Here is a 12,614-nt window from a genome sequence, read left to right on the forward strand (position 1 = left end):
ATTAACCGTGGGGCGTGCAAAACCGCACCTCGGGAAAAGTGGATGATAGTTGGGATAGCCCCGTGAAAACGCCAACGGTAAAAACATCGCCGTTAGCCACGAAAACAGACCGAGACAGTAACTCACTAACAATAGGCGAGTTATCTTAGCCTCGCGACTATACACAGAGCATAAATGAATTTTCTTAGGGGAAGATTAAGAACATCTGTCGGCGAGAGATTAAATCAGGTTGGTTGTCGTGCCGTTTATCTAAAGATGGCAGAACAAAAAACAATCTACCAGGATAAAGCTGAACTATAAAATAAACTTCATGTTTTTGTCACAAAACATTTGTGAATATTGCGGCAGAGACACACGCAAAAACAGGGCCACCCGCTAACTCAAGGTGGCCCGGCGGGAGATTACTTACGCGCGTCCAGCAGCTGGGTAGCGTTTTCCGGCGTCACTTCGGTCCACGGCACGGAGTAGCGTTTTGATTTGCCGTCGTCCCAGGCCATTTTACCTTCGTACTGTTTCCAGATGGTCGACTGCGGCTGATAGCTGTCGCCCTTCACCGCACGCAGCGCCACGTCGATCGAACCCTGCATCTGCGCGTGTGCATCCTGCAGAATGGAGACCATCTCACCCGCCTGCACCGCACGGATCGCATCGGAAACGCCGTCCACACCGGCGATCGCAAAGTCTTTCACATTCAGATTGGCACCCTTGATCGCTTCAATCGCGCCCAGCGCCATTTCATCGTTCTGAGCGATCACGCCGTTAATCTGTCCACGGTGTTTTTGTAACCAGTTTTCCATCAGCGGCAGCGCTTCGGCGCGTGACCAGTTGGCCGTTTTACGCTCCAGCACCTTCACGTTACCGGCACCGCATTCGGCGATGGCTTTATCGTTGCCCTGGCCGCGCTGGATCTCACCGCTGCCGCCCTTCGGTCCTTCAATAATCACCACATTGCCTTTGCAGTTCATTTTCTTCAGTACCGCTTTGGCTTCCAGATAGCCACCGAGCACATCATCGGACACCACTTCGGAGGTCATCTTGTCGGTATTCAGGCGCGCGTTAGTCACCACGACAGGAATTTTCGCTTCGTTGGCCATGGTCACCACGTCGATATTTGCTTCGTAGTCCATTGGGTTAATAATAATCGCGTCGGCGTGGGTCTGAATGGCCGTTTCCGCCTGATTATTCTGTACCATCGGATCGTATCGTCCGTCGTAAACGGTTAACTGTACGTCGCCGCTTTTTACCGCCGGATGTTCTTTACCGGCTTTTTCCATCAGTTGGACAAATTCCGCTTTCATTCCGTACATCAGCACGGCAATTTTAACCGGTGCGGCGTGAGCGGCCATGCTGCCAATTAACAGGCCGGAGGTCAGCAGGGCTATTTTTGTCATCTTGTGCATTTTAACTCCTGGTTTTTGTAGGATACTCACCTGTTAAACAGGCTATTTATTTATTCCTCGAACACAGTATTAATCGCGCTGTTGTTTACGCGACGGATCGAGCAGTACGGCAACCACAATTAATGCGCCTTTAATAATCTGCTGGTAATAAGACTGCACGCCGAGCAGATCCAGGCCGTTATTCATTACACCGATAATTAAAATACCGAACAGCGTACCGACCAGCGTTCCCACACCTCCGGCCATGCTGGTACCGCCAATCACCACGGCGGCGATGGCATCCAGCTCGTAGGCTGCCCCGGCGTTGGTCTGTGCAGAACCGGTGCGAGCGGTGAGGATCAGCCCGGCAATCCCGGCCAGTGCGCCACACAGGGTGTACACCAGCACCTTAATTTTCACCACGCTGATGCCTGAAGTGCGGGCGCTTTTCTGGTTACCGCCCACCGCGTAAACGTAGCGGCCAAACAGGGTTTTATTCAGCAATACCCAGGCCAGAGCGAACAGCACCACAAACAGGATCACCGGCACCGGAATGCCCAACACGTAGCCATTGCCTAACCAGCGGAAGTCTGAGTTGAGCTGCGAGACCGGGTTACCGTCGGTGGTCAGCAGCGCCAGCCCGCGCGCCGCAGAGAGCATGCCCATGGTGACGATAAACGGCTGCAGGCGGTAGCGAGCCAGAATCGTGCCGTTTAGCAGACCGCAGACAATGCCGATGCCCAGCGCGATAATCAGCGGCATCAGCACCGCATGAGCGGTATCGCCAATCGCCAGCCCGGTATTGGTGGTGGCAAAGCGCGCGGCCACGATACCGCTCAGCGCCAGCACCGACCCTACCGACAGGTCCACCCCGGCAGTAATAATTACAAAGGTCATGCCGATGGCCAGAATGCCGTTAATTGAAATCTGGCGCAGAACAATCAGCATATTTTCATTACTGAGGAAGTAATTACTGCTCCAGGCGCCTTTGGCAACCTGAACTTCACCAATTGCCGTTACCACCAGGCACAGAACGAAGAATGCGATAATAATTCCATATTTATGCAGGTGACGCTTATTTCGGGCGAATAAAGACACCCCAGGTGTCAGTGAATGAGTCGAGTTCATCATTTTTTCTCTTTTAAGCCGGTCAGAATTCAGAAGCCGGATAATTAACGACCATTGATTCCCGCCAGATAGTTAAAGCGGATTTACACCGCCAGCTTCATTAATTCTGCCTGGGTAACATTGTCAGCCGATAATTCCCCGGCCAGCGCACCATCTTTAAAGACAAGGATGCGATCGCTCATGCCAATAATTTCCGACAGCTCGGAGGAAACCATAATAATTCCGCGATCCTTCAGGGCGAATTCTGACATAAAGCGGTAAATCTCTTTTTTCGCGCCGACATCAATGCCGCGCGTCGGTTCATCCAGCAGCATCACCTGCGGATCGACCAGCGCCCAGCGCCCCAGCACCACTTTCTGCTGATTACCACCGCTCAGGTTGCCCACCAGCTGATCGCCGTCCGGAGTTTTGACGTTAAAACGCTGGATCATCTCGCGGGTACGCTGCTGCTCGCGGCGATCGCTGATAAATCCTCCCCGGCTGATATCCTGGAACGAGGCAATATTGATGTTTTCATTCACCGACCGGCACAGCACTAACCCGGTCTCTTTGCGATCTTCCGTCACATAGGCAATGCCGCTGGCAATCGACTCCTTCGGCGAATGCCGCGCCAGGGTTTTCCCGCCCAGCTGCACCGTTCCGCTGTCGGCGTGGCGAATGCCAAATATCAGATCGAGAAACTCACTGCGCCCTGAACCCACCAGGCCATAAATACCGAGAATTTCTCCGCGCTTCAGCGTCAGGCTGATATCCCGCACCTTCCTTCCCCAGCTCAGGTTATTCACCTGCATCATCACTTCATCACCGGGGCGATTGAACTTGGCGAACTCGTTTTCAAACTCGCCGCCGATAATATGTTCAATCAGCTGTTCGCGGGTGATATCGCTCAGCAGACCTTCGTGGATATAGCTGCCGTCGCGGAAGATGGTGTAGCTGTCCGCAATCTGGAAGATCTCCGCCAGGCGGTGCGAGACATAGATAATCCCCTTACCCTTCTGTGCCAGCCGGGTGATTACCTGGAAAATCTTCTGCACGTCCTCCTCGCCAATCGCCGAGGTTGGTTCATCCATAATGATGATGTCGGCGTTGGCGTGCGACAGCGCCTTGGCGATCTCCACCAGCTGCTGCTCCGCCACGCTGAGATTGCGCATCTTCTCGGTCGGCGACAGGGTAAAGTGCAGATCCGCCAGCAGATCGGCGGTCTGCTGATTCATCCGGCGGAAATCCACAAAGCCAAAGCGGCGCGGCTCGCGCCCCAGCCAGATATTTTCGGCCACCGTCAGATCCGCGATGGTACTGAGCTCCTGCTGGACGATAGCAATGCCGGCCGCCAGCGCCTCTTTCGGATGAGAGAACTCACAGCGCTTGCCGTTAATAAAGATATCGCCGCTGTCGGGCTGAACAAACCCCATCAGAATGCTGAGAAACGTCGATTTCCCCGCGCCGTTGCCGCCGCACAGGGCGTGGATCGATCCCCGCCGCAGGCAGAATTCGGCATTCTTCAGCGCCACCACCGGCCCGAAGCTCTTCTTCACGCCGCTGACCTCCAGCAGATAAGCGGACTGCTCTCCTCCGGCTGACTGACTCATAAACTCACCTCGTACTCTTTGTGCAGTAAATGCAGGTAGCGCTGATAGAGATCGGCATAGCGGCGCGTGCGGTCGGCGTCCGGCTGCGCGCGGCTGCTTTCGTCCAGCCGCACAAACTGCTGGCTCAGTTCGGCAAGCAGCGCGGCCGGGGAGCACTCGCTGCCACCGTGCAGCCGATGGCACCAGATGGCCTGGATCGCTGCGCCCAGCGCCGCACTCTCTTTTTCATGCAGGCACACCACCGGGCAGTCCATCACGTCGGCGACAATCTGCCGCCAGCGCGGGCTGTTAGCCCCGCCGCCGGTCAGACGGATCTCGCCGACCGCTACACCCTGCTGGCGGAACAGATCCAGCCCGAAGCGCAGGCCGTAGGTCGCCCCTTCCACCACCGCCAGGCAGAGGTTCGCCGGGGTCAGATTATCGCTGTCCAGATTGTGCAGACTGGCCTTCGCCGCCGGCAGTTCCGGAACCCGCTCGCCGTTGAAGAACGGCAGCAGCAGCATCCCGCCCGCGCCCGGCTCCGCCTGTTCCAGCGCCTGATTAAACGACGCCAGGTCCTGATTCAGCAGATGCTGTACGGTGGTCGTCGCCGAGGTCACATTCATGGTACAAATCAGCGGCAGCCAGCCATTGGTACTGGAGCAGAATCCGGCGATCATCGCGGAATCTGCCACCACGGGGCTGTCAGAACAGGCGAACAGCGTACCGGATGTGCCAAGGCTCATGGTCAGTATCCCGGGCTGGATATTGCCCGTACCGATAGCCGCCATCATATTGTCACCGCCGCCACTGGCCACCAGCGTACCCGGGCGCAGGCCCAGTGCAGCCATCGCCCGTTCACACACTGTGCCCACCGGCCGTTCGGCTGAAATCAGCGGCGGCAGCGCGTTCCACAGGCGGCCGCTGTCGTCGATCAGTTCCACCGTGCGGCGATCCCAGCAGCGCTGGCGGATATCAAACAGTCCGCTGCCGGAAGCATCGCCGTACTCGGCGCAGCGCACATCGGTCAGCCAGAAGTTCAGATAATCGTGCGGCAGCAGCACCGTTGTCAGCCGCTGCCACAGTTCAGGATGCTGCTGTTTGAACCAGACGATCTTTGAGGCGGTATAGCCGGTGGCAACCGTCAGGCCTAGCTGCTCCAGCGAACCCTGTTCTCCACCCAGCTGTTCCAGCAGCCAGGCGTTTTCATCGGCGGTACTGGTGTCGCACCACAGTTTGACCGCGTGCAGCACCTCTCCGGCATCATCCAGCGCCACGAAGCCGTGCTGCTGGCCAGAAACTGACAGCGCAGCAATCTGCTGCGGGTCCACGCCCGCTGCCACCGTTGCCTGCTTAAAGGCAGCGATCAGTGCGTCAGTCCACCATTCAGCCTGCTGCTCGCGCCGCCCGGATGAATCACTGATCAGCTGATGTGACGCGCTACCGCTACCGAGGAGAGTCCCGCTCTGGTCATCAACAATCACCACTTTGGTACCCTGGGTACCGCAGTCAATGCCCGCATACAGCGCCATGACTTACTCCATTTCCAGCATGATTTTGATGTCGTCAGGGTTACCCGCCGCCGCCCGTTCAAACGCCGCCACGCTGTCGACAAACTTATAGGTTTGTGAAATCAACGGCTGAACGCGCAGCTTGCCGGAACTGAGCAGGCGCAGGGTGCGTGGATACATATTGGCGTAGCGGAAAATCGTCTTGAAGGTCACTTCTTTAGCCTGGGCTGCCACGATATCCATCGGCGCAGCGTCAATAGGCATGCCAACCAGCACTGCGGTGCCGCCCGGTGCAATATGTTCGCTGATCCCGGCAATCGCAGGCTTCGCGCCGCTGCACTCAAACACCACGTCAACACCGTTGCCGCTGGTCAGGCGCGCCACGGTGGCAGCCAGCTGACCGCTTTTGATATTTACCGCGTGCAGGCCTTCGTAGTTCGCCGCCACCTGGAGTTTTTCATCAAACAGGTCGCAGATAATCACGTCGGAACAGCCGCCCGCCAGCGCCGCCAGCGCGGTCACCACGCCAATAGGACCGGCACCGATCACCAGGGCGATATCGCCCGGCTTGATCGCCGCTTTAGTGGCGGCATGCATACCGATTGCCAGCGGTTCGACCATCGCACCCTCGGCAAAGCTGACGTTGTCCGGCAGCTTAAAGGTAAATGCCGCAGGGTGGATCACCGTTTCACGCAGGCAGCCGTGGATCGGTGGCGTAGCCCAGAAGCGTACCGCCGGGTCGAGGTTATAGATCCCGGCCCGCGACTGCGCCGACTGCATATCCGGAATGCCCGGTTCCATGCACACGCGATCGCCAGGCTGTAAATGCTTCACGCCTTTGCCGACCGCCAGCACCACACCGGAGGCTTCATGGCCCAGCACCATCGGCGCTTCCACCACGAATGGCCCGATACGTCCGTGCTGGTAGTAGTGCACATCACTGCCGCAGATCCCGACAGAATGGATCTTGATCTCAACATCGGTGTCGCCCAGCTGCTCATCAAACTGACGATCTTCAATGGCAATTTTGCCTGCTTCTGCAAGAACTAACGCTTTCATATTCGGCTCCCGGTGATATCTAAATGGTATCGATAACATTAATATGACAGCGACAATATCGGATTCGGGGTTAAAAATGTGTGACTCCGGTTAAATTTTTGGCTTTTTCATTACTGAAACATCGTTTCGAGGCGGATAATGGCGCATGAGAGGCAATAAAAACGATCCAGGGATCGTTTTTACGATGTTACCGATACCAGTTTTTATCTCCGGAGGAAGATCATGAATACGCGTCAACAGGCCATTGAACAGACCCGCGATTATCTGCAACAGGCCAGCATTCAGCTTACCGAGGCCGAGCAGCAGCAGATTGAAATTGCCACCTTCGGACTGCCGGACTACCCGATATCCGGCCTGCAATTGCTGACCTACATTAATACGCCGCGCTACTGCGCCAAGGAGCTGGTGCTGTTCCCACGCCAGACCTGCCCTGAACATCTGCATCCGCCGTTTGACGGCACGCCGGGCAAACAGGAAACCTTCCGCTGCCGCTGGGGCGAGGTCTGGCTGTTTGTTGACGACGACAGCCTGCCTTCTTCGGCAGGCATCGGCCAGCCGCCGGAAGGTGCGGAACAGTGGTATACAGCAGGAAATTACATTTTGCTGCGACCGGGTGAGCAGTACACTATTGCACCTAATACCCGTCACTGGTTCCAGGCGGGTGAGCGCGGCGCGGTGGTATCTGAATTCTCTTCGGAAAGCCGCGACGATCTGGATGTCTTTACCGATCCCCGGGTAAACCGCCTGGGATAAACGCCTGCAAGGATTGACTCGCTTCAGGTCTGGCGATCTGTCATGATACGGTAATGGTACAAAATGATATTCGAAGAATCAGGAGCACAAATTGCCGCCAGGCCGGAAAATGAAGGCCACGCTGTCGAGCGTTGCCGCACAATCAAACGTCAGTAAAATTACCGTGTCGCGTGCGTTCTCTCATCCGGACAAGGTGCATCCTGAAACGTTGAAGCGGGTACTGGAAACCGCTTCAGAGATGGGGTACGTGGTCAACACCGCCGCGCGTAACCTGCGTGCGCGGGACAGTAAAACCATTGGCATCGTTAACCCGGATATGGGCAATCCGTTCTTTGGCGGGCTGACCCGGATGATGACGCTGGAAGCGGAAAAAGCGGGCTACGATACGCTGATTTTCGATTCCCGTGAGTCGCAAGAGCATGAAAATCGCATCATTGACAAGCTGATTGGCTATAACGTTGATGCGATTGTGCTGTCGGTGATCTCTTCGGATCGCAACTATCAACCTGCCTATATGGCGCAGCTGGAAGCGTTAAATATCCCGGTGATCCTGGTGGATCGCGAACTGGATATCAGTTCGTGCAGCGGGGTGTATATCGATAATCTGGACTGCGGCCTGCAGGCGGGGCGTTATTTACTGGATCGAAAAGCGCAGCGGGTGGTGGTGGTTTCCGGCCCGGAAGATTCCAACGTGGCGCGCGAACGCGTGACCGGGCTGAGCGCCGCGCTGGCGGGTAAAGTCGCCAGTTTCGAAGTGCTGTACGCTGATTTTTATATGGATATCGCCGCCAGCATCACCAGTGATTATCTGCAAAACAACCCACCGCCAGACTTCTTCGTTGGCTGTAACAACCAGATCTCACTGGGGATTATTAAATCCTGCATCGACCACCGGCTTCAGCCGATGAAAGATGTGTCGCTGTTCAGCATTGATGAAGTTTCCCATGCGGCGATCTACGGCTTTAATTTCCCCTGCATTTCCCACGATCTGCACGAGATGGCCTGGCAGGTGATTAATCTGGCAATTCGCCGCGCGACCGAGAGCGATATCAAGCCCGGCAAGGTGATTGTTCGCGGCAAGATGCTGGCCGGGTAAGGACGATATCGGGTTCTTGTCGTCTGCAACGTGAGAGTCATGGTTCATCGCTGGCTTTGGCCGCTGGGTGTAAAGAATACGAGTCCTGGTGCTGATGCTGATGCTGATGCTGATGCTGATGCTGATGCTGAATTTTCACATGGAGTTTTTGATGAGTGACACCTTTTTACCTGAAACGCTGCTGACCCTGCTGGATGGCTCACTGCCGGACAGCCATCTGCATCAGGCGATTCGTCTTTCCAGCGTTGGCAGCAACGGCTGGCCGTATGCGGCGCAGCTGAGCGTGGGAGAGATCATCGCTGTTTCTCCGCAGCAGCTACGTTTCGCCATCTGGCCCGGTTCTACCACCACCGCCAATCTGGCCCGCGACGGAAAAATGACCCTGGCGCTGGTCGATGACGGCGCGGTGATTGAGATTCAGGCGCTGGCGCATAAGCGTGAGGAAACGATTACCGATCTTCAGCTGGCGGTGTTTGATGCCGCCGTACAGCAGGTGGTGATTCACCGTGCGCCCTATGCGACGGTAACCGGCGGGGTGACATTCAGTCTGAAGGATGAGGCGGCTGCGGTAGCGCGCTGGCGGCAGCAGATTGTGCAGTTGAAGGCGCTGCCGGGTGATTGATTGTCGCTGATAAATCCGTGCCGGGTTCCCAGCCTCTGCCGGGGCTTCCGGTCGTCCTCGCGTCACGCGCTGCGTGATGCCTTCGGTTACAGCATCTGGCCGGTCGGACCGGCGAAGACGTGTCATCCATGACCCGACTTCGCCTGACGCCAACGTCCATGTTGGCGTCTCCTGGCCATCTGCTTCCACCTCAGCGCTACGGATTGCCCGGCATCCCCGGCAGAGGCTGTGCACCTTCATTTCATTGTTATCGCTGCCAGGTAAACGGTTCAGGCTGCGATGTTTAGCATGCTGGCTCAGCGAAAATCCTGCAAAAGAATAAAACAGAGTTCTCGCAAAGACATTGTGCCGAGAAGCTGCAGCGCTGAAAGAAAAGAGGACAACAGAATAACCGCACCGCCTGTCGCATCGCCGATTTCCGTATGAACACATCAATTCACAAAACAGATGTTTTCTAATCTGAAAGCAATACCTGAGTTACGGCACGGACGGGTTGCTGCCACGACGGGCAATCCGCAGCGCTGAATGCAGAGAGGAAGCCAGGATTCGCCTGCAAGGACGCAGGCGAAAGGCTCGGTCGGCACATGGATGTGACGTCTGAGCCGATCCGACCGGCTTGCGAACGAAATGAAGGCACCGCACAGCGGCGCGAGGACCAGCCCTTCGTGGCAGCAACCCGCCAGCGCAGTCACAACGATAACAGGCTGACTGCCAGTTTCCCTTGGCGCTCAACCGCAACGCCGAACGTAGAGAAAAACTTGGATTCATCCCTAAGGCAACTCGGAAGTCAGCAAGCAGGCTGGTTGTGCCCCGAGCGGGCAATCCGCAGCGCTGAACGCAGAGAGGAAAGCCAGGATTCGCACACATGGACGTGGGCGAAAGGCACAGCCGCGCAGGACGCGCGTCTGTGCCGGTCCGGCAGGCTGACGAACGAAGTGAAGGAACCGCAACGCGGCGCGAGGACCGCCAGGCCGGGGGCACAACCAGCCAGCGTAGTCACAGCAGTCACCGCCCCACCCTCCAAACTACAGATAAAAAAAGGCGACCGTAAAAACGGCCGCCCTCAACGCTATCTCAGAAGCGAACCCTCAGGCCCGCCCCGAATAACACGCTTACTTACTGTCCGGCAAAGCATAAGCAATCACATGATCGCCCATCTTCGTACCAAACGAACCGTGACCACCGGCCACAATCACCACGTACTGCTTACCGTTCACTTCATACGTCATCGGTGTAGCCTGGCCGCCCGCTGGCAGACGCGCCTGCCACAGCTGCTCGCCGTTAGACACGTTAAACGCACGCAGATAGTTATCGGCAGTCGCCGCAATGAAGAACACGTTACCGGCAGTAGAAACCGGGCCGCCCAGCATTGGCATACCCATTTTAAACGGCAGCGGAATCGGTGAACTATCGCGCACCGTACCGATACGTTTTTTCCACACGATATCGTTAGTCTTCAGGTCAATCGCTGAAATGTAGCCCCATGAAGGCTGCTTGCACGGGAAGCCCAGCGGAGACAGGAACGGATTCAGCGTCACGCCGTACGGTACACCGTACTGTGGCTGAATACCGGACTCGCTGCCGGTGCCGCCTTTATCGTTCTCGTCCGGCTCCATCGGATTACCCGGACCGCGCGGTACCAGACGGGAAACGAACGGCAGCGCCATTGGGTTTGCCACGGCAACCTGACGGTCGGTGTCAACGGAAATACCGCCCCACTCGAACATCCCCAGGTTACCCGGGAACACCAGCGTACCCTGCTCGGATGGCGGGGTGAACGGGCCTTCATAACGCAGCTGATGGAACATCACGCGGCAGATCAGCTGATCGTAGATAGTGGCACCCCACATATCTTTACCGGCCAGATGCTCTTTCGGACGGAAGCTCAGCTCAGAGTAAGGCTGGGTTGGAGAAAGGCGATCGCCCTTCGCCGGGCCACCCGGCACTTTCATCTCAGGAGCAGGAACTACCGGCTTACCGTTACGGCGATCCAGTACGAACAGGTCACCGGTTTTAGTCGGCACATAGATAACCGGAACTTTGTTGCCGTTCTTATCATCAATGTCCGCCAGCGTTGGCTGAGCCGGAACGTCCATATCCCACAGATCGTGATGCACGGTCTGGTAGAACCAGGCCAGCTTGCCGGTAGTCGCATTCAGCGCCAGCAGACCGGTAGCAAAACGTTCCATTTCCGGGGTACGGTTACCGCCCCAGATATCCGGGGTAGACACGCCAATCGGCAGATACACCAGGTCCAGCGAGGCATCATACGCCGCCGGTGCCCAGGAGTTTGGCGAGTTCGGCGTGTAGTGCTGATCCGCTTCCGGCAGCAGGTTTGGATCTTTAGCACCGGTATCGAAGGCCCACAGCAGCTTACCGGTCTTCACGTCAAAACCACGGACAACGCCGGACGGTTCTTTGGTGGAGTAGTTATCGGTCACTGCACCGGCCATCACGATGGTGGTTGGTGTCACAATCGGTGGTGAGGTTGGCTCATAGCCGCCCACTTTGTTGAACGGCATATTGCTCTGCAGGTTCAGCTTGCCGTTGTCACCAAATTCCGCACACAGTTCACCGGTTTCGGCATCCAGCGCGTACAGGTTACCGTCGTTCACCGGCAGCAGGATGCGGCGTGCGCACAGCGCAGGCTTGGCACCCGCTGGCAGCGCGGCGGCTTCCGGGGTCTGGTAGTAAGACACACCGCGACAGGTCACGTGCTGGAACGTCGGGTCAGTCTTCATTTTCGGATCGAAACGCCACTTCTCTTTACCGGTCGCGGCATCCAGCGCAAACAGCTTCTGGTGCGCAGTACACAGGTAAAGGGCATCACCGATTTTGATCGGCGTTGCTTCGTTAGTGATTTCACCCGGATCGGTTGCGGTTTTCAAATCGCCGGTCTGGAAGTCCCACGCCTGCTGCAGCTCGCCGACGTTCTTATCGGTGATCTGCTTCAGCGGAGAGTAACGGGTACCGCCCTGGGTGCGGCCATAGGCAGGCCAGTCACCGGCAGCAACGCCGTCAGCGGAAGGCGCAGGTTGTTCAACCTGGTCAGCGCTCAGGGTTCCGTTCACTTCCTGCGGATCGTTAAATACCGAGTAGGCCAGCACGATAACCACAAACACCAGCACGCCAGCCAGCGCCGTGCGCGGGAAGGCGCCTTCGCTGCTCAGGCCACGCCAGATAAACGGCAGAACCAACCACAGGCCGAAGAAGAAGGTCACATCCAGACGCGGAGTCAGCGCCCAGAAATCCGATCCCACTTCCCACAGCGACCAAATGGTGGTGCCGAGCAGGAACAGTGCGTACAACAGTAACGCTGCGCCACGGCGGCGGAACAGCAAAAAGGCGGTGATCAGCTGAATCACACCGGCAATAATGTAGTAGAGCGAACCGCCCAGTTTAGCTAACCAGATACCGCCAATTAACAGATACAGGCCGCTGAGTACGGCAAATATCGTCGTCAACAGGATCAGGATCCTTGATGCTTTACTTTGCATA

9 protein-coding genes are annotated in these 12,614 nt (G+C 56.8%); 3 read left to right on the top strand and 6 right to left on the bottom strand.

Annotated elements, in window-relative coordinates; all coding sequences use genetic code 11:
- Nucleotides 1–401 precede the first annotated feature (401 nt).
- The 5 genes from OMR58_RS20325 to OMR58_RS20345 form a co-directional block, all read right to left on the bottom strand.
- A complete protein-coding gene (locus OMR58_RS20325) occupies nucleotides 402–1,391 on the bottom strand; it encodes a substrate-binding domain-containing protein (protein ID WP_444861331.1) in 990 nt (329 codons plus the stop codon).
- Between the two features lie 78 nt (nucleotides 1,392–1,469).
- The gene (locus OMR58_RS20330; RefSeq protein ID WP_264546824.1) at nucleotides 1,470–2,507 is read right to left on the bottom strand and encodes an ABC transporter permease; all 1,038 of its coding nucleotides are present in this window, start codon (nucleotides 2,505–2,507) and stop codon (nucleotides 1,470–1,472) included.
- Nucleotides 2,508–2,590: 83 nt separating this feature from the next.
- Nucleotides 2,591–4,096: a sugar ABC transporter ATP-binding protein gene (locus OMR58_RS20335; RefSeq protein ID WP_200547331.1), complete on the bottom strand. Its 1,506-nt coding sequence runs from the start codon at nucleotides 4,094–4,096 to the stop codon at nucleotides 2,591–2,593.
- The gene (gene xylB / locus OMR58_RS20340) at nucleotides 4,093–5,607 is read right to left on the bottom strand and encodes a xylulokinase (protein WP_264546782.1); all 1,515 of its coding nucleotides are present in this window, start codon (nucleotides 5,605–5,607) and stop codon (nucleotides 4,093–4,095) included. Before xylB ends, OMR58_RS20335 begins: the two co-directional genes overlap by 4 nt.
- Before the next feature lie 3 nt (nucleotides 5,608–5,610).
- Nucleotides 5,611–6,645, bottom strand: coding sequence for an NAD(P)-dependent alcohol dehydrogenase (locus OMR58_RS20345; protein ID WP_105590991.1), 1,035 nt, complete (start codon nucleotides 6,643–6,645; stop codon nucleotides 5,611–5,613).
- Between the two features lie 222 nt (nucleotides 6,646–6,867).
- Between OMR58_RS20345 and OMR58_RS20350 the strand changes: the two genes are divergently transcribed.
- The 3 genes from OMR58_RS20350 (at nucleotide 6,868) to OMR58_RS20360 (ending at nucleotide 9,116) form a co-directional block, all read left to right on the top strand.
- Nucleotides 6,868–7,398, top strand: coding sequence for a D-lyxose/D-mannose family sugar isomerase (locus OMR58_RS20350; protein ID WP_200559869.1), 531 nt, complete (start codon nucleotides 6,868–6,870; stop codon nucleotides 7,396–7,398).
- Nucleotides 7,399–7,507: 109 nt separating this feature from the next.
- On the top strand, nucleotides 7,508–8,494 hold the full coding sequence (locus tag OMR58_RS20355; RefSeq protein ID WP_205065631.1) for a LacI family DNA-binding transcriptional regulator: 987 nt from the start codon (nucleotides 7,508–7,510) through the stop codon (nucleotides 8,492–8,494).
- Between the two features lie 151 nt (nucleotides 8,495–8,645).
- Nucleotides 8,646–9,116, top strand: coding sequence for a pyridoxamine 5-phosphate oxidase (locus OMR58_RS20360; protein ID WP_264546783.1), 471 nt, complete (start codon nucleotides 8,646–8,648; stop codon nucleotides 9,114–9,116).
- Nucleotides 9,117–10,228: 1,112 nt separating this feature from the next.
- Here the strand turns inward: OMR58_RS20360 and OMR58_RS20365 are convergent.
- A complete protein-coding gene (locus tag OMR58_RS20365) occupies nucleotides 10,229–12,613 on the bottom strand; it encodes a glucose/quinate/shikimate family membrane-bound PQQ-dependent dehydrogenase (RefSeq protein WP_200559872.1) in 2,385 nt (794 codons plus the stop codon).
- Nucleotide 12,614 lies beyond the last annotated feature (1 nt).

The organism is Erwinia sp. INIA01 (genome assembly GCF_025947915.1).
In the GTDB taxonomy this organism is placed as follows: Bacteria; Pseudomonadota; Gammaproteobacteria; order Enterobacterales; family Enterobacteriaceae; genus Erwinia; species Erwinia coffeiphila.

Bases quoted from the DNA above. Each gene is read 5' to 3' on its own strand.
- OMR58_RS20330 (WP_264546824.1), bottom strand. From the start codon at position 2,507: ATGAACTCGACTCATTCACTGACACCTGGGGTGTCTTTATTCGCCCGA.
- OMR58_RS20325 (WP_444861331.1), bottom strand. From the start codon at position 1,391: ATGACAAAAATAGCCCTGCTGACCTCCGGCCTGTTAATTGGCAGCATG.
- OMR58_RS20345 (WP_105590991.1), bottom strand. From the start codon at position 6,645: ATGAAAGCGTTAGTTCTTGCAGAAGCAGGCAAAATTGCCATTGAAGAT.
- OMR58_RS20360 (WP_264546783.1), top strand. From the start codon at position 8,646: ATGAGTGACACCTTTTTACCTGAAACGCTGCTGACCCTGCTGGATGGC.
- OMR58_RS20355 (WP_205065631.1), top strand. From the start codon at position 7,508: ATGAAGGCCACGCTGTCGAGCGTTGCCGCACAATCAAACGTCAGTAAA.
- OMR58_RS20335 (WP_200547331.1), bottom strand. From the start codon at position 4,096: ATGAGTCAGTCAGCCGGAGGAGAGCAGTCCGCTTATCTGCTGGAGGTC.
- OMR58_RS20350 (WP_200559869.1), top strand. From the start codon at position 6,868: ATGAATACGCGTCAACAGGCCATTGAACAGACCCGCGATTATCTGCAA.
- OMR58_RS20365 (WP_200559872.1), bottom strand. From the start codon at position 12,613: ATGCAAAGTAAAGCATCAAGGATCCTGATCCTGTTGACGACGATATTT.
- xylB (WP_264546782.1), bottom strand. From the start codon at position 5,607: ATGGCGCTGTATGCGGGCATTGACTGCGGTACCCAGGGTACCAAAGTG.